Genomic DNA, 19,661 nt, shown 5'->3' on the forward strand with positions numbered 1-19,661 from the left:
CCAAAGTTTGTGGCGAAAACCTTGTTCCCTTTGGCTCTGTCGCGCTGGTGTGAGGTGACGTTGAGAGTTTTTTTCCGAGATAATGGCCTGACGATTGCACTTGTGACACTGTTTCTAGTCAGCGCCGCAGGCATGATCTTTTCGGGTCATGCAGTTCACAACACAGAACTCGAAGAGCACGGCCGAGCCGCAATTGGCATTATGGCCTACCTGGTAAGCGGCGATTTCCTTTCGGCATTGTTCGAAAACTGGGAGAGCGAATTCCTGCAGATGTCCGCCTATGTCATGCTCACGGCAATCTTGTTTCAGCGGGGATCAGCAGAATCGCGCAACCCTGACGATCCTAATCGACCGGACGACGATCTGCCTTTGGCTCGTCGAAGACGCAGCCCGATCCTTTCCTGGCTCTATTCCTATTCTCTCGGCATATCCCTTGGGCTGCTCTTCATCGCATCGTTCTTGCTTCACTGGTGGGCGAGCTTTGCGGCCGCGAACGATGAAGCTGTTCGGCACGGGGGCGAGATTATGACCATTAGCAGCTATTTGTTTGATGAGCAGCTTTGGTTTGAGTCCTTTCAGAACTGGCAATCGGAATTCATGTCGACAGCTGTCCTTGTGGTGCTGTCGATTTTCCTCCGACACAAAGGCTCTCCGGAATCGAAACCCGCCGGTGCCGGAAATGACGAGACCGGGGCATAAATCTTTACAGTAATTGTTGGACTCGTTGTCGCCACCGAGGGCGGCGCTTCGCAAGGGCCGCGGTTTCCGGCGATTTTCTTTGCCGATCTGCGTCCCTCTTTTTGGCTCTGCAGAAACAGCTATCATTTGATATAGACGACTCTAGCCACAATAGACGGCTCTAGCCACATCCGCTAACGGGCCTCTCCCCGAAGGTAATCACGAGTAGAGACCATGCCCCTATTCAGCTTGAAGAAAAACAACGTGCACCAAACCGGCAGCGGGATCACTCCGATCGTCTTTTCGCACGGCTTCGGCTGCGATCAGAACATGTGGCGCTTCGTTGCCCCTGCCTTCGAGAAGGACTTCAAAACTGTTCTTTTCGATCATGTGGGGGCTGGCGGTTCGGATCTGTCGGCCTATGATTCCGTAAAATATGGATCGCTCGATGGTTACGCCGACGACGTGGTCGAGATGGGCCGCGAACTCGACTGGAGAGAGGTCATTTTTGTCGGCCACTCGGTCAGCGCGATGATCGGTGTTCTGGCGTCGCAAAGAGCGCCTGGAATGTTCAGCAAACTGGTGCTTGTTGGTCCCTCCCCACGATACATCGACGACGAAGGCTACTTCGGCGGGTTCACGGCGCAACAGATCGAGGAGCTTCTGGAAGGATTGGCGGATAATCATATGGGGTGGTCGGCAGCCATGGCGCCGGCGATCATGGGCAATCCGGACCGGCCGGAGCTGGCCGCCGAGTTGACCAATTCGTTCTGCCGTACAGACCCGGCGATTGCCCGCGCGTTCGCCCGCACTACTTTCATGTCCGACAATCGCGCGGATTTGCCGAATGTCGTCGCGGATACGCTGATACTACAATGCGCCGACGACATAATTGCCTCGGAGCGGGTTGGTGAGTATGTGCGCGAGCACATCCCCGGCAGCCGCATCGTTTATTTGAAAGCAAGTGGACATTGCCCCAACCTCAGCGCGCCAGATGAAGTCGTCAGGGCCATCCGTTCCTTTGTCTGATGGTGGCGAGCCCAATGCGCCGGCGGAGGATCTTGAGGACCTTTACGAAAACGCCCCGTGCGGATATTTTTCGCTTTCGTCGGAAGGCCTTATCGTCAAGGTCAATCAGACGTTTTGCCGGTGGACCGGATTTTCCAAGGATGAGCTCGTCGGGCGACGGCTACGCGACCTTCTCAATGTCGGAGGACGCATATTCTACGAGACCCATTTCGCGCCGCTTTTGCGCATGCAAGGGTTCTTCAACGAAGTGGCTTTGGATGTCATGACCGCGGCCGGCGAAAAGCTGCCGGTCCTGGCCAATGCCAGCGAAAGAAGGGCGCAGAACGGTGATGTTCTGTTCACCAGGGTAACGATTTTTCCCGCCGCCGAGCGGCGGCGCTATGAGAGGGAACTGGCTGACGCGCGGGCGGCCGCAGACGCAAGGAATCGTGACTTGACCGAAAGATGGGTCGCTGAGCGCGAACAGGGAGAATTGCGTGAGCAGTTCATTGCCGTACTTGGACACGATTTACGCAATCCCCTGGCGGCGATCGACGCCGGCGTCAGGCTGGTGTTGCGAGAGCAGCCCGGCGAACGCATCGCCACGGTTGCGCGGCTCATCCAGGGGAGTACCTTGCGGATGAGCGGTCTGATCAACAACCTGCTGGATTTCGCGCGCGGCCGGTTGGGTGGCGGGATGGCTGTCCAGCTTGACGTCAGCAAGCCGCTGAAGCCCACACTGCAGCAAGCGATTGACGAAATTCGCGCCGTTGTGCCGGAGCGGGTGCTACAGATGCACTTGGAAGTTGACGTTCCCGTCGCTGTCGACCACGCGCGAATCGCGCAGCTTTTCTCCAATCTTCTCGGCAATGCCATAACCCACGGCGACCCGCTTGAACCTGTTAACGTCGACGTCGCGACGCGGGCTGGCCAACTGACGATTAGTGTCGCCAACAGTGGCCCTCCCATCTCGCCTGCTGCAATGGAAACTCTGTTTCAGCCCTTTTATCGGGGCGAGGGGAAAGCCAGCCAACAGGGTTTGGGCCTCGGACTTTACATCGCCAGCGAGATTGCCAAGGCCCATGGCGGGCGTATTGACGTCGTCTCTCACGCGAATGAAACCTGCTTCACCTTCGTGATGCCGATTGTATAACGTCTGAGAAAGCTAGAGAGGCATTTTGTCGTGCTGCGATCAGTAGGCGGGCACGAGGCGCGTGTCACGCAGCGGCAGGGCCATGGTGAACTGCAAGCCGTTACGATGGTATTTCAATTCTACCTTGGCGTCACACTGCACCGCCACAACCTTTTCTAGCAAAGTCGTCCCAAAACCGCGCCGCCTGGGCTGCTCGACCTTTGGCCCATCCCGTTCCCGCCAGTCAAGGTTGACGGTCTGCGCGTTGCCGAACGTGCTGACCGACCAGCGGACATCCAGGCGACCTTGGGGCAGGGACAGCGCACCGAATTTCGACGAATTGGATGCCAGTTCATGGAAGGCCATCCCGACGGGGATCGCGATGTCAGCGACAAGCGCCACGTTCGGTCCTTCCAACACTATACGGGGCCTGTCGTGCGTTTCGTAGTGGCTAAGCTCGCTTTCAAGCAGTCTGTATAAGGATGCTGTCTGCCAGTAATCGTCGGTAAGCATCGAATGCGTGTCGGCCAGCGAAACGATCCTGGCTGAAAAATCACGCACGAAATCGTGGACGTTGCCGCTCGACTTAGCCGTGGCGCCCATCATCGCGCGAACGTTGGCCAGCGTGTTCTTGACGCGATGATGCAGCTCTCGGATGAGCAATTTCTGCCGGTCGGCGACTTCCTGCGTCTGTTTGATGTAGGACTGGACCTCGCGCTGGCGGGCGCGGGCACGCAGAGCCGAGCGCACCGAATTGGCAAGGCTCGAAGCCAGGAATGGCCGTTCAAGCACGATCAAATAGCGGTCCAGGAAGGCCAACCGCTTGTCGAACTCCGTACCACGCATGGTCAGAAGTACAATCGGAAAATCCGACCATGCCGGTTGGCTCTCAAGCCATGCTGCGAAATGCTTTCGATCCGAACTAATCAATGCTTCCTCGGCCACAACAAGACACTGCGCCTCGTCCAGAAGAGGCAGAGTCTCCTCCAGGCTGTCGCAAACACGCGAGGCAATGTGGTTCGTCGCTAGGATGGAAGCCGCAATCTTCGCGTCACGGCCGAGAGGCGCGAGGACGAGGACTGCGGGGCTCGAGGCCATCACGAAGCCTTGTCTTTGAGAAGGTCGCCCTGCTTGCCCTCAAATTCTGGTGATCCCATCAGGATGCCACGGAACTGTTCCAATGGCTCACCCACCGTCACTCCGGTAACGCCGATTCTAAACTCGCGAATTGTCTCTTCGTGCGGGCCGACGCGTTTTTTCACAACCGAAATGGCGCGTCTCAACCGACCTGCGTTTTCGAAGAAACGTAGCAACATGATGGAATCGCAGAGATACGTCATATCCACCGGTGCTGCCATTTGACCATACAGCCCGTGATTGGCTAGGAGCAGGATCGTAACAGCACCCTTCTGGTTGAGATAGGTGAGGATCTCGTGCATCTGAAGCACGAGATGCTGTTCTTCCGACATGGCATTGAGGTAACCGGTCAGACTGTCGATTACGACGATCCGGGCATTGGAACCTTCCACAGCCGCTTGGATGCGCGAAGACAATTCGCCCGGCGAAAGCTCAGCCGGATTGACCGGTTCAAGCATCAGCATGCCATTATAGGCAAATGGCTCCAGATCCATACCGAGCCCTGCAGCGCGCGCCAGGAAAATGCGCTTTGTTTCGTCAAACAAGAGCACCAGCACACGCTCGCTGCGCGTGAGTGCGGCATAGCAATAGGTGCAGGCAATGGTGGACTTGCCAACGCCGGACGGCCCCATCAGCAGAGTGCTGGTACCGCGTTCCAGACCGCCGCCGAGCAGCGTGTCGATCTGGTTGTTGCTCTTGGCTGAGAGGCCATGCTCGGCCATCTCATGCTCGGCGGCAACCAGCCGCGGAAAGGCGGCAACGCCGCCTGGCCGAATGACGAAATCGTGAAAGCCACCCCGAATCTGCACGCCGCGCATCTTGATCACGCGCAGCCGCCGGCGCTCGCCGCCATAGATGGGCGACAGCTGCTCCATCCGGATGACGCCGTGACTGATCGAATGCAAATTGAGATCGTCCTGTTCGGCTGTCAGGTCGTCGAGCATAAGCACCGTCACATTGTTGAGCATAAAGAAGCTCTTCAGAGCCAACACTTGACGCCGGTAGCGCAGCGACCCTTGCGACAAAAGCCGGATTTCCGAAAGTGAATCGAACACCACTCGGTCGGGTTTGATGCGATCGATCTCAGCCAGGGCAGACTGCACGGTTTCGCCGAGTTCCAGTTCGGAGGAATGAACCAATGTCTGAAGCTGTGCCGGATCGAGGCTGAGTTCTGGAGGCACAAGCTCAAGAATTTGTACGCCCTGCAGGTCCCAGCCGTGACGGTCGGCAACCGACAGCAGTTCACGCTTGCTTTCTGACAGCGTGATGTAAAGGCATGACTCGCCGTTCTTGGCTCCCTCGATCAAGAACTGTAGGCCAAGGGTGGTCTTTCCGGAACCTGGTTTTCCCTCGATGAGATGGGATCGGTTTTTGGCGTAGCCGCCGCGAAGAATGTAATCGAGACCGTCGACCCCAGAAGCAATCGCTGACGCATCGTCTCTGTCCACTGTGATCCCCAACCGCAATATCGAGAACGAGATAACGGCGGGCACTTTTGATGGTTCCACGTCGGTAGGTTGCATTTCTCTGTCGCGTCGGCCTTTAACACGTTCGAAAAGACGCCTGGAAAAATGGAAGAGTTTGGGAGTCGAAAAAGGGCCAGTACTCGCCGTCAGGTGCACAAAGTTTATGTTTGCTCGTCTTCGATGAACCCAGTGCCTGACATTCAGAGTGGGCACTGCGGTGCCACCGTTCGCGGCAGCTGCGGCGGCCATTGCATCGACGGCCTCTCGGCTGTCAAGGATCAGCGCCAGCATGACCTCGCTGGACGTTGATGGGGAATGGGCGGGTGGTCATGGTTTGCCATTTTTCACGGCTAGCAGCATGAAGTTGATTCCTCACTCCACACCATCGCCGCGGCCGTCTCACTGGTAAAGCTGGGATTGTTCTTGAACCCGAGAGCTTCATAGAACACCTTGGATGCCTTCACGTCGGTAACGGGCAGGCTGCGCATTCATTTGGCATCGGGCGGGGCGCTGGCAGGACAAGAACGCGATGATGCATGACGATCAGGTGGATATCGACATCGATATCGCTCGCCAGATGATCCGCGTTCAGTTTCCCCAGTATCGCCATGAGGAAATCACCTCGGTGAAGTCCTCGGGAACCGTTAATGCAATCTTCCGCATTGGCTCGAAGAGCGCCGCGCGGTTTCCACTGCGGGCAATGAATCCGACCGACTGCGCCGATATGTTTCGGTCAGAGGCCGCTGCCATGGTTGAGCTTGGGGAACATTGCTTGTTTTCGACGCCTCAGCCGATTGGGCTCGGCGCGCCAGGTCCTCACTATCCGATGCCATGGGCATTGCAGACGTGGATCGAAGGCGAGGTTGCCACGCCGCACGGGCTAAGTGGATCGACGACGTTCGCCCTGGACCTTGCACACCTCGTGGCATCGTTGCGCAAAGCAGACACAAGGGGGCGGCGCTTCGACGGGCAAGGACGTGGAGGACATCTCTCCGATCATGACGACTGGATGGCTGTTTGTTTTGAAAACAGCGAGGGCCTTCTCGATGTGGCTCGGCTGCGCGATTTGTGGGCTGGCTTGCGGGAGTTGCCATCGCCAGAGCCTGTCGTGATGAGTCACAGGGACCTTATCCCGGCAAACCTTCTCGTCCAGGGCGGGCGCCTTGTCGGCGTGCTGGATGGTGGCAGTTTCGGACCAGCCGACCCATCGCTGGATCTGGTAGTCGCGTGGCATCTTCTGGACCGCGAACGAAGGGCGACTTTTCGGCGCCACCTTCAAGTTGAGGATCTCTGGTGGAAGCGTGGTTCTGCCTGGGCTTTCCAGCAGGCAATGGGTCTCGTCTGGTACTACCGTCGCACCAACCCCGCCATGAGTGAACTGGGGCGCAGCACGATCTCTCGCATTCTCGACGACCCGGAAATCTGAATCGAGCAGCCCCTCCGCCGTGCTGACGGGCGGGGCACTGCAGAGCCGCGCCTTGACTTCGCAAATCGCGTCCCCAACTATAGATGTATGTGCACCGCCGCCAAAATCGTTAGCGATTTTCTTTTCCGGGTTTGCCCCATAGCGGGATCGTAACCCCCGGCTCGGTGGCCATGCGCGCCTCGGGCCGAGGGGTAACATCTAACATCGACATGTGAATTGGCGCACGGTCGCATCAGTCCCTGCATCGACGCATTCAGCAATAAACTTTCGTCGCACCGACAACCGTTGACGACCCCTCTGCGGGTCCCAGGCGCGGGGCAGAAGCATGAGTATTCAAATGCAAGACAACAAGAAAACCCGGCGCAAGCCGATTATCCGCATCGCACAGTCGGAGCACGCACGTTTGTCGGCGCTAGCGAACACCGTTGCTGCCCGAAATCCTGAGGCGGCAGATGAACTGCTCGCCGAGCTCGAGCGCGCGCGCATTGTCGCCGATGGCTCGGTCTCCGCCGACACCGTGCGGATGGGCTCGATTGTGACGTTCAAGCCCGACACCGGTGATCGCAAAACGGTCACGCTGGTTTTCCCTGGCGATGCGGACATCTCCGACGGCAAGGTTTCGATCCTTACGCCGATTGGCACGGCTTTGATGGGCCTCTCGGCCGGGCAGTCGATCATGTGGACCGCCAGGGATGGACGCCAGCACCAGTTGCTGGTGCTTCAAGTGAGCCAGCCCGCTCCGGAAGGCGATACAGCCGATCGGCGCGTGCCATCGTTTTCGACAATTGCGACGCGCGTCTAGCCATGGGCGTTTCCATCCGTCTCCTCAATCATGCGGGCAGCCTCATCGCGGGAGTATGACCCCTGCGCCGGCCAATCCTGGCCCGGCACAGGGGTAGCTCTCCCCGATCAACGCTTGACGCCGGATCCCTGCACAGGGCCGGCCGGAGACACGCCATGCCCACTATCGATAGCTGCCAACTGACCACCAAGGACTACACCATTCTTGAAGTGATGCAGGAACGCCGACCTGCCCGCGGCGATACCTTGTCGGCTATCCTACAACGCAAGATTTCGAGCGCGGTTGTAGTGTTTCGCGAAGACATCCCTGCCAGCGTCGTGACACTCAGTACCCGCGTGGCCTATCGGGTGAACGACGGCCCAGCCGAAACCCGCATCGTCGCCCATGACGAGATGCGCGGTCTGGTTGGCATGCTTTTGCCCATCACCAATCCACGCGGCCTGGCGCTGCTTGGTCTGGCCGAAGGTCAGTCCATATCCATTCCGACGACGAACGGAGGCCTCGAAACATTGACGGTGGATGAAGTGGTGTATCAGCCGGAAGCCGCAAGGCGCGAGAGACTGAAGTTGGCGGGGGCTGCTGGGCCGGGCTCGCGGCGACCGGGAGGACCAGTTCTCCGCGTCGTCCATCTTTCCGATGAGGCGCAGGACAAAGCGGCAAAGCAAGTCATGGCGGCTTTAGACACCGGGTTCGACGACCCGGGTCCGTCAGCCGCGTGATGGGCTCGAGGACAAAAGCATCCGGCAGGCGATGGATGCGATCGTGCGGCACCCTGAAGTCGGATTCCCTTCCTTCGGGGTTTTGATGTAGTTTGGGCAGGCAGGCAGCCATGGAAGTTGAATACGATGACGTATTTTGATCTAGGCACCTTCTCCCGCCGGCTGGACAACACGCCTTCCGAGGCTCAGATTTGGTTCGACCGGGGGCTGATCTGGCAATACGGATTTAACCACGAAGAGGCCATCGCCTGTTACGAACACGTGCTCGAAGTGGCGCCGTCAAACGTCATGGCGCGATGGGGGATCGCCCACTGTCTGGGCCCAAACTACAACAAGCTATGGGACGTCTTCGGCCCTGAGGAACGTACTGTCGCCTTGACGCGCGCCCGCGGCTTGCTCGCGGAGGCGCGCGATCTGTCCGCAACCCCAGTCGAGCGCGCATTGCTTGATGCGCTGGCGTCGCGGTTCCCTACTGATCCTGAGAGTACGGACTACGGCCCTTGGAATGACGATTTCGCTGCAGCGATGCGCACAGTATACGAGAGTTTCCCTGATGATCTGGATGTGACCGCGATCTTTGTCGAGGCACTGATCAACCGCACGCCTTGGGCGCTGTGGGATACTCGGACCGGGCAGCCTGCCGCTGGCACCTCGACGGAGGAAGCGCGCGTGGCATTGGACTGCGCCTTCACGACGCAGCCAGCAGCTTGGGGACATCCGGGGTTGTTGCATTTCTACATCCATCTGATGGAGATGTCATCGACGCCAGAAAAAGCCTTGCCACATGGAGATCGGCTGGTGGGCCTCGTGCCAGACTCTGGGCATCTTATGCATATGGCGACGCATATCGACGTCCTTTGCGGCGACTACCACAATGTCGTGGCGCGCAACCGGCAAGCGGCTCAGGTGGATCGTTCATACTTCGATCATGCAGGCGGTGAGAACTTTTACACGGTCTACCGGATCCACAATCTTCACTTTCAAATCTACGGGGCCATGTTCCTCGGTCGCCCGTCGGATGCCTTCGAAGCTGCGAGGGCATTGGCGGAAAACCTGCCAGAGCCGGTGGTGCGTTACATGCCAGAGATGTTTGAAGCCTTTGCGCCGATGAAGTTGCACGTACTGATCCGCTTTGGCCGCTGGTCCTGCATCCTGGAAGAGGCCTTCCCCAAGGATGCGGAGCTTTACTCCTTCAGCACCGTCCTGTTGCATTATGCCCGGACCGTGGCTCTGTCCAACCTCGGTAGAATTCCCCAGGCCGAGGAAAGCGCTAGCCTTTTCGCGGCGGCGCGCGATGCAGTGCAACCCGAGCGCATGCTGTTTAACAACCCCTGCGCCGATATCTTGAAGGTTGCCGAAGCGATGATGCTAGGGGAGTTGCACTACAAATCCGGCCGCGTCCATGAAGGTCTGGACTTCCTGCGGCGTGCGGTCGATCTCGACGACAATTTACTCTATGACGAGCCATGGGGTTGGATGCAGCCGACGCGACACGCGCTTGGCGCATTGCTGATGGATGCCGAACGATATGCTGAAGCTGAGGCTGTCTATCGCGCCGACCTTGGGCTTGATGCGACGTTGCCGCGGCCTTGCCAACACCCACGCAACGTCTGGAGCCTTCACGGCCTGCTTGAATGCCTTAGCCGACGGGGTGACGCGGTAGAAATCAGCGACGTCCGACAGCAGTTGGATCAGGCGCTGGCGCATGCAGAGGTTCCGATCATGGCATCATGTGCCTGTCGCAGCGCACCGCGATAAGTGGCAAGGATCCGCTCGCCATCGAGTCTCGAACGCGTCCATTGCGCGCGCGAAGCCGACCGTCACTCTGCTGCAGGGCAATGATGCTCTGCACGAAGTCTTTGTCGAACCGTGGCAGTGCAGGTCTGCGATCTCGCGCATCCGCCAGGCCAGATGCTGCCCCAGTGTCCCCATGCTGGTTCTGCCTGGCCACCACCCCTTCACTGAAAACCTCCTCAGGGCCCCGGCGTCATCCATAATGCATGCGACCCGCCCAAAGGTCGTCTGCCGAATGGCAGCTATCCGCCGAGTTCGACGGGTTCCGGCCCCTTAGCCGACATCGCTCCAGCCAAACGCACGCTGCACCTGTTGCAAGCCAAGGGGCATCTCAGAACTACTGAGGACGGCCGCATATAAATGCCGGCGCCGTGGCCGCACGATCTCAACTGCGCGCGTGCCAATTCTAGGCGCGCTCCCTGGCTCAGGCTCGACATGGAGGCGTCCAGGTGCTCGACGATGCGAGCCGCTGCCATCGCTGCCCGCGCTAAGCCGCTGCAGTGTCGCATGGTCTCACTGTCTCAGGCGCTGCCCGTGGTGGCGTGGCGCCGCGTGGCATGGTGGCAGGTCTCATGCTGCCCGATGCATGGGCGATAGAGCGCAATTCACTTTGAAATCAAACGCTTATGCACTGCAGCACGGTTGCATTGATGCATGTCGCTAGGTTGCGCGGACACAATAGCGCAATGATCTCAATGGTTTGACTGTGCCCGATCGATTGTATCTCATCTGCTCGATTGAATGTGTCCGAACGAAAAGCGTAATGAAATCAATCACATGTGGCTTTGGGTCCTTCCTCGGTGGGTCGATGGGTGGCGGGGAGCCCCGAGCGCGATTCACGCGGAATTTGAAAGTCAACACAGTGAAACAGGATCAAATGTGAGGATCGCTCACCTTCTGAGCCGATAGACGTGACAAACCCTCATGATTAACCGAGAAATGGGTAATTTTCGAGCAGAGAAACCGGTTCTCACCCTTCTCACCCTCGACTTTTGCAGGGTGAGAGAAAAAACCCTTTAAAATCAATACTCTCTCACCTTCTCACCTTTCTCACCCTAAAACCTAAGTAGTTTATATAGAGAAGGATCTGAAGGACAGGCATTCGCCTAGACCAGTGGTCATGTACCCCCGCTGCAAACTATATGGAAACAGGGTGCGAGGGGTGAGAAGGGTGAGAAGCGGGGTGGAAGTTAGGTTTAATCGCATTTCCTGCAAATCGGCCAAATGCGATAGGTTCGATCATCGTCCACATTCCATTTCCCATGAAAAAACCCGCCGAAGCGGGTCAAATCATCAGGAAACGATCATCGCATACAACCTAACTCAGGGTCGCATGTAGACCCGACATTTTCCGTATTTTTTGTTGATCTCGCGGCCTGTCACCGAGCCTTCTGTGCGAGGCCAACCAACGATGAGCATGGCCTTTCCGATCTTCATGGCTTCGGTGTGAGGCACCGAGCCGTCGCGGCCTAGCATTTCTTCCCAAAGCTGCTGGACGCATGTCTCAGCGCGGTAGGCTTTCGGAGCATCCGGGTCCAGGTCGTCAAAGTCGTCGTCGGTGCCGATGGGGCGGTCCAGCCACGCCTCGATCTTGCCGGCCAGCATTTCCTCGCTGCTCTCGACGCGGCGGCTCTCCTGCATGACGAGGGCCTGGTCGGCGGCCTGATCGGTCAGGTGAAGCGGCAGGGTTTGGCCCTGATATTGCTTCTCCATCTCGCGGAAGATGTGCAGCGCCTCGGCCCACACCTGCATAATTTCCCGGCGCAGCCGGGGATTGTCGATCTGGCCTACCAGCTTGCAAACGATCGGCCAGAAACGGCGTCCGCCTGTCTGGTCGCGCAAATACTCGCGATCGTTGGTCGAGCCGATGAAGATGCACTGGCGAGGAAAGTCCTTGGCCCGTTTCTCCCAGGCCAACCGCACCTTGTCGTGCGTGCGGCTGACGAAGGCTTTCAGGTCGTTGACCTCGGCGCGCGCCATGGACGAAAGCTCGCCGATCTCCAAAATCCAAGAGCCCTGCATCACTTCGACCATCTGCTTGGGATCGCTGATGTCGCCAGTCAGTTCGTTATACCACTGCAGCCCGAGGATTTCGATGAAGGTGGATTTGCCCTTGCCCTGGGCGCCTTCCAGGATAGGCACGAAATCGAACTTGTGACCAGGCCGCATGACGCGCGCCACGGCTCCGACGAAGGTCATCAGGGACGCTTGGCGATTGTATTCGTTGTCGTCGCAGCCGAGGTATTCGATGAACAGGCGCTCGACTCGAGGCGTGCCATCCCAAACGGTTGATTCGAGCAGCTTCTTCACCGGGTGGAACGCGCGCTTCTGAGCACTCATGTCTATGGCGCCGCGCAGATCGCGGTCGGTCACCTTGATCCCGTAGCCCTTCATCTGCGTTTTGCTCTCGATGATGTTGCGGACGGCTGTGTCGTGGCTGTCGGTCCAGTTGTCGCCGTTCAGCGGGTCTTTGAGCTTCCAGATTTCACCGTCGAGGTTGACCGGATCGTGGCTCGAATCGCGTTTCTTCTTGGCGCGCTTCGGCTCAGCGATCAGCACAATTTCTTGCCGGAACTGGTTGAAGGCTGCGACCACCCGCATTCGGGGATCGTTGTTCACGATAAGACCGACGTTCGGAAGGGTGCTTTTGACCTCGCCTTCCTCGTTGCGGTGCAACTTGCTCAGCCAGTCGGGGTCGATAGGGTCCGTTGCTTCCGCTTTCGCGGCCGGTGGCGAATCGTCGCCGAGCAAATCGGAGAGATCGAAATCGGATTTGGCGGGGATAACGGCCGGCAGATGCTCGAATGGATCGTCGTCGAGACCGAGATCAAGGTCGTTCTTTAGCTTGTTGTTGGCCGAAATCTGCATGAGCGTGGCCATGCGGACGGGGTTCTTCGAGTCCTGGCTGAACGAGCGCCACCTTACGGCCGCGTTCTTCGCGTCGAACTTCTCGGACTGTTTCGCCCATTCGCACCAGCGCTCGAAACCCTCGTTGGAGCCCCGGAACTGGTGATGCAGTGCCATGCCCACCTGCACATAGTCGTCGTAGTGGGCGCCGGCACCGTCGTTGGGAATGTGTTTGAGGATGTCGCTGATCTGCGCGGCGTCCAGGTCCATCGGCTCGGAGCGCACCAGGTCGAAAAGGTCATCTTCCTCGTCGCTTGGCTCAACGACAGAGCTTTGCACGCCCCACTTCTCGACCGTCTCAGCCGGGATGATTGGGCCGATGCCGAAGCCGATCATGTCGAGATCGAGCGGCCGTTCCCAACGATAGGGGAGCTTGGTGTCGGGGTGGATCGACGGCGGCAGCACGACTTGGACGCCCGTGCCGAACAGGTCGATCATCCAGTCACGCTTGACGACGTATTTCTGCAGCCGATCGTCCCAAAGCTTTTCGAAGCCCTTGGACTGCGCGAGAGTCTTCTTGCGCAGCGGCTTGTCGGTGACGAAATACAGATGGCGGCTCTCGCCGCCTGATCCGCTGATGACCGATGGCAGCGACCGCGCGCCAGGCCAAAGTGATTCGACCACGGCCCACGCCTCGGCGGCGAGTTCGGGTTTGCGGATGTCCAGGTCGAACACATGGAGATAGCCGCCCTCGGTCTTCGACGGCTCACCGAGCCGGATGCCGATGTTGGCGTTGTTGTGATAGGTCGCGCGCAGGGAGGCTTCCGTCTGCACGGAAGCATTCGACCAGTCTTTCTCGATCGGTCGTTTCTCGAAGGGCACCAACCAATGAAGGGAAGCGCCGGCCTCGATTAGTGGACGGACGGAATCAAGCACGGTGTCGAGCATGGGAGCACTTGTCACCGAGCCGAAAAACAACAGATCGTCGGCATGAGACTGTTGAGGCGCTTGCAGGACAAGCGCGTTTTTGCTACTAGTAGCAAGCAAGATTTGGTCCTTTCGAGTATTTGGAACCCGTCCGGTTGGCGCCGCGACGGGTTTCCCACTTAAATAGGGAAAAACCATAATACTGGCAGAGGTTACTTCTTGCAAGCTATTGATTTGTTTAACATTTATTGTGAAGTTTTTCACTTATAACGTGAAAGATTCACGCGAGACTATGTGCCTAATACCCAAGCAAATCGGTCAAATCGTTCGCCTCTCCAACCTTCTCGTGCTTATCCAGCAGGTCGGAATACCACTGCATCATCCGAGTTCGGGTTTGCCAACGTTCACCGCGATCATAGGTGGCACGGATTGCGTCATCGGGCGCGTGGGCGAGTTGATGCTCGATCGCATCCCTGTCCCAGGCTGGGGTCTCGGACTCATTGGCGATAGTCGAGAACGTTGACCGGAAGCCGTGAACGGTTGCCCGCCCATGATAGCCACATCGATAGAGCGCATATAGCAAGCAATTCTCGCTGATGGGCTTCAAACGATAGGGGCCAGGAAGTACCCATTCCGCGCCGTTGGCCAACTCGCGCAACCGCAAGAAAACGGCCTTGGCTTGTCGGCTAAGCGGAACTCGTAGTTCGCGCTTCATCTTCATTCGCAGGGCCGGGATTGTCCAGATATCGCGGTCGAAGTCGAATTCGGGCCATTTCGCAAAGCGGATTTCAGCCGTGCGAACGAAGACGTGGGCGACGGCTTTTAACCCGAGACGTGTCGCTTCGTCCATTGGAGTTCCGGCTAGGCGCGCGAAGAAGGTGGGGAGTTCCGTTTCCTTCAGAGCCGAGCGGTGCTTCTCTTTAGGGACTGGTTTCAAGGCGCCGTGTAGATCGGCCGCGGGATTGCGTTCCGCTAAACCCGCCGCGATTGCGTACTTAAAAACGACCGATACGAATTGATGCACCCTCCGGGCCGTGTAGATCGCCTCGCGTTCCTCCACCATGCGCAATGCTGTCAACACAACTGGAGGCTTCACTTCGGCAATAGCCGTACCTCCAAAGGCCGGAAAAATGTCTACTTCAATACGCTTCCAAAACCGGGTCGAATACGATGGTTTCCATTTGGCCTCGTTCGTCTTGAACCACTCGCGCGCGATCTGCTCGAAGGTTGGACGGCTTTCTTCGACCTTGGTCACTGGATTGATCCCAGCCTTAACTTTCCTTTTTAAATCATCCCGTAGCTCGCGGGCCCCGGCGAGACTGGTATCGGGGTAGGGGCCAAAATTTGCCGTTGATCTTTTGCCGTTAAAGGCAAAGTCGCAGCGCCACAATTTCGAACCATTGGGTTTCACCAAGAGGAAAAGCCCATGGCCATCCGTGAGGTTCCACGGCTTTTCGCGCGCCTTCGCGCCACGGCATTGCGTGTCAGTCAGTTTCATTTCGAGTCCCATGAAATACAGCGTCACCGATAAATACAGCATTCCGCGCTGTAAATCCAGCGGGTTGCATCGGGATGCATGGACTCTCTAATTGTCCAGAAATTCACTTTCTAGTTGATTTTATTCACTTTTTTAGTGAATCGAAGGGAAGGGGTTGTCTGTAAATCTATTCTGGTGCGGACGACGGGAATCGAACCCGTACGATCAGAGATCGAGGGATTTTAAGTCCCTTGCGTCTACCAATTCCGCCACGTCCGCAGGCCCTTTCGTTTCAACTACTTAGGCGATTTCGTCAATTGCCGTTGTGCAGCCCGGAAAAGCGCTGTGCAAAAAAGCTCGCTCTTTTCATGCATCAGTGGCCTTTCGGCCGTCCTTTGCCACCCATGCATGCTTACCAGAATTTGGTTCAAGAGAAGGCCTCGGCCCAGGGCTGGGTGGCTCCGGTCGGGCAGCATTTCGCCAGGACGCAGGCTTTTTCATCTGTTCGGCTGATGCGCCGGAGCGTGGAAGAGACATGGATGTACGCTGGTCCCTACCGACCCCAACAGACCCGGCTCGCTGGCTGTCCCCGCCGGCGCGCCTTTTCAAACGCTGTAGATCGGGCAGGGGGGCCCGCGCCTCTCCCGGGGGTGCGGGCTTTTTGTGTTGTGGATATCTTGCCGCACAACGATTGACTCTCGCCTCGTGCCGAAAAGAATGAGGGCTCCAACCGGACAGGTCTAATGCATTCCACGATCGATACCTCGCCATCATCCGCCAGCGCCGAAGTCAACAGCTTCGTCGTCCTGGCGCCGTCCGGTACGGAATTCCGCTCCCAGGCCGCCTTGCGCGAGGTTGAGTCGTTCTTGAAGGGATGTTTCCCAAAGCTCGATTTCTACGCCAATGGCGACGGTTTGCCATTCGAGGGCGACTACAAGGTCCTGCCAATCTGCGGCGTCGCGGACAATGACCCCATCCTCGTCCTTCCCGATCGTGTTTTGATGCGTGGCATAGCCGCCGCGTTGAAGGGCTTCCGTCCCGGCTATTCGCCAACGCTTCACTAAGGTGTGTTGAGATTCAGGTCAGGACGAGCCGAAAATGGTGGTTTTCGAGAACCGGAGCGGAGCGGACATTTGGGTCCGTGAGCACCGGAAGCGCAGAAAATCGCCGTTTGCAGGCCGGCATCACCTGAATATCAACACACCTTAACGCATCTCGCGTAAGCGGGACGCCTTGTAAAACCGGCGATCCTCGCCAAGGAAACGATCAGAACTTGTAGTTCAGGTTGACGCCTAACGTATGCAGCTTCACGTCCTGGTCGCGGTTGAGAAAATCGTCCGCCGCGTCGTAATGCTCCTTGCCGAAATCGTAATAGCGGTACTGGGCGCCGACGACGAATTTGTCGGTCAGGGCAAAGTCGACGCCGGCGCCGATCGTCCAGCCAACATTCGTTTCCGTTTCGGCAAAAGCCGTGCCGGCACTTTGTGACGTCTCGATGCCGGCAAAGGCGACACCGCCAACGCCGTAGACCAGCACACGGTTCATGGCATAGCCGGCCTTGGCGTTGACGGAGCCGAACCACTTGATGTCAGTGCCGAATGAATTTCCCGGCCCTGCTTCGGCGCTGCCGTCAATCGCGGAATAGTTGAGTTCGGCCACAGCGCCGATCACCGCGTGATCGAATTGCCAGAGGCCCGCGACATGGCCGCCGATGAAGCCGCCATCGACATCCGGCGCCGCGGAAAATGGCTCGCCTTCCGTTCCCCTTATGTCGGAACTACCCCATCCATATCCGGCCTGCAGACCGGCATAATAGCCGGTCCAGTCGAATCCGGGCGCGGTCATCGGCAGCTCGGTCATCGGGTCGGCGGCAAAAGCCGGCCCGGCCAGAGCGATCAGAAATCCGGCGCTTGCAAGCGTGAGGCGATGCATCGAGTTCCCCGAACGTCGATCCAGAACAATCCTTCAACTGAAAGTAGCGTGATTTGCCGCAAAACGGAATCGCATTTGTTACGCGACCGATAGCGCATGCCTCGCCGCCTCGAAAAAGGCGTGCCCTTATTTGGCGTCGATGAAATCGAGCACCGACTGGCTGTATTCGTCCGGCGCCTGCAGCATGGCGAAATGGCTGGCATTGGGCAGGATGATCTCCTTGGCGCCAGGGATGACCGAGGCCATGTAGTCGGTGTGCGTGCGCTTGATCGCTTCGTCATGGTCGCCGGCGACTATGGCCGTCGGCGTCGTGATCTTGCCGAGCTGCTCCCTGGTCCAGGCCGGTTGCGTCTCCCACATATGGCTGATCTGCGCGACGAAGGCGTCATATTCGCCGGGCGTCCTGGAAAGCCGGGCATAGTCCTTGCCGGAACGCACGATGTAGGCGCCGAACGTCTTGTTTGTCATGACGCCGGCGTCAAGGCCGTCAGTGGTGACGTTGGCAGCCTGCGCATACAGCCTCGTCAGCCGCTCGGGATGGTGGAGCGCGATGTCGATGCCGATAATGCCGCCGTCGCTCCAGCCGACCAGCGCCGTCTTGTCGATCTTCAAATAGTCCAGCAGGGCCAGATAGTCCGATGCCATCAAATCGTAACCGAAGGGCTGATCCGTACGGGTCGAACGGCCGTGGCCGCGGCTGTCGGCGACGATCACCTTGTGGGTCTTGGACAGGGTGGCCACCTGGCTCGCCCATATATCGGCATGGCCGAGGCCGCCATGGATGAGCAGCACCGGGTCGCCCGCGCCGAAAACGGCGTAGTACATCTCGATGCCGTTGACCGGTGCGTAGCCGCTTTGCTCCGGCTTGGGCATGGCCGCGGGTTCGGGCAGTGTCAGCCAGCGTTCCTCGGCGGATGCATGGCCGGCCGCGATCAGGAACAGGGTAACGAAGGCGAACGCTTTCAGGCACCGGATCATGGCTTTCCCCACGGAGATTTCGGACTGTCGATTCAACATCTTTTTGAGGTGGCAAGTCAACGAAGGGATGGCGCCTGAAACGAAAACCCGCTTCGGCGGGCAGGGCGCTGGCACAAATCAGTTCTAGGTATACATTCCTAACATAGCTGCCGTCACAAAGCAAGGGATTTCGACTCGCGACGGGGCAATCGCCTTGCCTTCTCTCTCAAAGGGGGAAGGGAGGGCCTCACGCGCGATCCGCTGATCTCGCTGGTCAAAACGCCACCGGCTTGGCACAGTCGGGCAAACAGGAGTCCCTTCATGCCGAAGACCGCGACGAAACCCAGGCCCTGGGCCGAAATGGCGACGCATCTGGTCGATGTCGCGATGGGCCGCAAGCCCGCCGATCTCGTCATCCGCAACGGGCGCTGGGTGAACGTCCATTCCGGCGAGGTCGTCGCCGGCACCGATATCGCCATCGCCGGCGGCCGCTTCGCCTATTGCGGCCCGAATGCCGGCCATGCCATCGGCCAGGGCACGAAAGTGGTCGATGCCGGCGGGCGCTATCTGGTGCCGGGCCTTTGCGACGCGCATATGCATGTCGAGAGCGGCATGGTGACGGTGACGGAGTTCTGCCGCGCCGTCATCCCGCACGGCACGACTTCGATGTTCATCGATCCGCATGAAATCGCCAATGTGCTGGGCTTGCCGGGCGTACGGCTGATGCATGACGAGGCGGTCGCCATGCCCGTCAACGTGCATGTGCAGATGCCATCCTGCGTGCCCTCCGCACCTGGGCTGGAGCATGCCGGCGCCGAGCTGACGGTCGCCGATGTCACTGAAGCGATGACGTGGGAAAACATCATCGGGCTCGGCGAAGTGATGAATTTTCCCGGTGTCGCCGCCAACGATCCGGTGATGGCGGGCGAGATCGCCGCGACGGTGAGGGCCGGCAAGACTGTCGGCGGGCATTACGCCTCGCGCGATCTCGGCCTGCCGTTCCACGGCTATGTCGCCGGCGGCCCCGAGGACGATCACGAGGGCACACGCGCCGAGGACGCCATCGCCCGCGTCCGCCAGGGCATGAAGGCGATGCTGCGGCTGGGCTCGGCCTGGTACGACGTTGCCTCGCAGATCAAGGCGGTGACGGAGAGCGGGCTCGATCCGCGCAATTTCATCCTGTGCACCGACGACAGCCATTCCGGCACGCTTGTCCACGAAGGCCATATGGACCGGGTGGTCCGCCATGCCATTCAACAAGGCCTGAAGCCGGTGACGGCGATCCAGATGGCGACGCTCAACACCGCCCAGCATTTCAGGCTGGAGCGCGAGATCGGTTCGATCGCGCCGGGCCGGCTC

At 58.7% G+C, this 19,661-nt stretch carries 16 protein-coding genes and 1 tRNA gene; 9 read left to right on the forward strand and 8 right to left on the reverse strand.

From position 1 onward, the window contains the following. Nucleotides 1-21: 21 nt before the first annotated feature. The 3 genes from C9427_RS02180 to C9427_RS02190 all read left to right on the forward strand — a co-directional run bounded on the left by C9427_RS02180 (nt 22) and on the right by C9427_RS02190 (nt 2,839). Nucleotides 22-699, forward strand: coding sequence for a DUF6766 family protein (locus C9427_RS02180; protein ID WP_425351627.1), 678 nt, complete (start codon nt 22-24; stop codon nt 697-699). A gap of 213 nt (nt 700-912) precedes the next feature. Further along, complete coding sequence (locus C9427_RS02185) at nt 913-1,707, forward strand: alpha/beta fold hydrolase (protein WP_107647583.1); 795 nt, start codon at nt 913-915, stop codon at nt 1,705-1,707. Next, complete coding sequence (locus tag C9427_RS02190; protein ID WP_107647584.1) at nt 1,673-2,839, forward strand: PAS domain-containing sensor histidine kinase; 1,167 nt, start codon at nt 1,673-1,675, stop codon at nt 2,837-2,839. The genes C9427_RS02185 and C9427_RS02190 overlap by 35 nt, the downstream gene beginning before the upstream one ends. A gap of 39 nt (nt 2,840-2,878) precedes the next feature. Here C9427_RS02190 and C9427_RS02195 read toward each other — a convergent pair whose 3' ends face one another. The 3 genes from C9427_RS02195 to C9427_RS35385 are packed head-to-tail and all read right to left on the reverse strand — an operon-like array spanning nt 2,879 to nt 5,909. Further along, a complete protein-coding gene (locus C9427_RS02195) occupies nt 2,879-3,916 on the reverse strand; it encodes a sensor histidine kinase (protein WP_208636329.1) in 1,038 nt (345 codons plus the stop codon). Continuing rightward, nucleotides 3,916-5,712, reverse strand: a complete 1,797-nt coding sequence (locus tag C9427_RS02200) for an ATPase domain-containing protein (RefSeq protein ID WP_245436956.1) — start codon at nt 5,710-5,712, stop codon at nt 3,916-3,918. The genes C9427_RS02195 and C9427_RS02200 overlap by 1 nt, the downstream gene beginning before the upstream one ends. 59 nt (nt 5,713-5,771) lie before the next feature. Beyond that, complete coding sequence (locus C9427_RS35385) at nt 5,772-5,909, reverse strand: VOC family protein (protein WP_425351628.1); 138 nt, start codon at nt 5,907-5,909, stop codon at nt 5,772-5,774. Nucleotides 5,910-5,950: 41 nt separating this feature from the next. Between C9427_RS35385 and C9427_RS02210 the strand changes: the two genes are divergently transcribed. The 4 genes from C9427_RS02210 (at nt 5,951) to C9427_RS02225 (ending at nt 10,126) form a co-directional block, all read left to right on the forward strand. Further along, complete coding sequence (locus C9427_RS02210; protein ID WP_208636330.1) at nt 5,951-6,847, forward strand: aminoglycoside phosphotransferase family protein; 897 nt, start codon at nt 5,951-5,953, stop codon at nt 6,845-6,847. Nucleotides 6,848-7,184: 337 nt separating this feature from the next. Continuing rightward, on the forward strand, nt 7,185-7,649 hold the full coding sequence (gene rnk, locus C9427_RS02215) for a nucleoside diphosphate kinase regulator (protein ID WP_107647586.1): 465 nt from the start codon (nt 7,185-7,187) through the stop codon (nt 7,647-7,649). Nucleotides 7,650-7,804: 155 nt separating this feature from the next. After that, nucleotides 7,805-8,368, forward strand: a complete 564-nt coding sequence (locus C9427_RS02220; protein WP_107647587.1) for a GreA/GreB family elongation factor — start codon at nt 7,805-7,807, stop codon at nt 8,366-8,368. Between the two features lie 126 nt (nt 8,369-8,494). Beyond that, the gene (locus C9427_RS02225) at nt 8,495-10,126 is read left to right on the forward strand and encodes a tetratricopeptide repeat protein (protein ID WP_107647588.1); all 1,632 of its coding nucleotides are present in this window, start codon (nt 8,495-8,497) and stop codon (nt 10,124-10,126) included. A 1,359-nt stretch (nt 10,127-11,485) separates the two neighbouring features. Here C9427_RS02225 and C9427_RS02230 read toward each other — a convergent pair. From C9427_RS02230 to C9427_RS02240, 3 genes are all read right to left on the reverse strand, one after another. Next, nucleotides 11,486-14,134, reverse strand: coding sequence for a VapE domain-containing protein (locus C9427_RS02230; RefSeq protein WP_107647589.1), 2,649 nt, complete (start codon nt 14,132-14,134; stop codon nt 11,486-11,488). A gap of 100 nt (nt 14,135-14,234) precedes the next feature. Continuing rightward, complete coding sequence (locus C9427_RS02235) at nt 14,235-15,476, reverse strand: tyrosine-type recombinase/integrase (protein WP_107647590.1); 1,242 nt, start codon at nt 15,474-15,476, stop codon at nt 14,235-14,237. A 130-nt stretch (nt 15,477-15,606) separates the two neighbouring features. Further along, a tRNA-Leu gene (locus C9427_RS02240) sits at nt 15,607-15,692 on the reverse strand. 464 nt (nt 15,693-16,156) lie between these two features. Here C9427_RS02240 and C9427_RS02245 point away from each other — a divergent pair. Continuing rightward, the gene (locus C9427_RS02245) at nt 16,157-16,477 is read left to right on the forward strand and encodes a hypothetical protein (protein WP_107647591.1); all 321 of its coding nucleotides are present in this window, start codon (nt 16,157-16,159) and stop codon (nt 16,475-16,477) included. Between the two features lie 202 nt (nt 16,478-16,679). On the opposite strand, the gene C9427_RS02250 is transcribed toward C9427_RS02245, so the two are convergent. Together C9427_RS02250 and C9427_RS02255 are read right to left on the reverse strand one after the other, a co-directional pair. Continuing rightward, nucleotides 16,680-17,345: an outer membrane protein gene (locus C9427_RS02250; protein WP_107647592.1), complete on the reverse strand. Its 666-nt coding sequence runs from the start codon at nt 17,343-17,345 to the stop codon at nt 16,680-16,682. A gap of 126 nt (nt 17,346-17,471) precedes the next feature. Beyond that, nucleotides 17,472-18,323 carry an alpha/beta fold hydrolase gene (locus C9427_RS02255; protein ID WP_107647593.1) on the reverse strand — a complete coding sequence of 284 codons (852 nt, stop codon included), beginning with the start codon at nt 18,321-18,323 and terminating at the stop codon, nt 17,472-17,474. 300 nt (nt 18,324-18,623) lie between these two features. On the opposite strand from C9427_RS02255, the gene C9427_RS02260 reads away from it, so the two are divergent. Then, nucleotides 18,624-19,661 (forward strand): amidohydrolase family protein (locus C9427_RS02260; protein ID WP_146172487.1); only part of this gene is annotated, 1,038 nt, incomplete at its 3' end.

The organism is Mesorhizobium helmanticense, assembly GCF_003034915.1.
GTDB lineage: Bacteria > Pseudomonadota > Alphaproteobacteria > Rhizobiales > Rhizobiaceae > Mesorhizobium > Mesorhizobium helmanticense.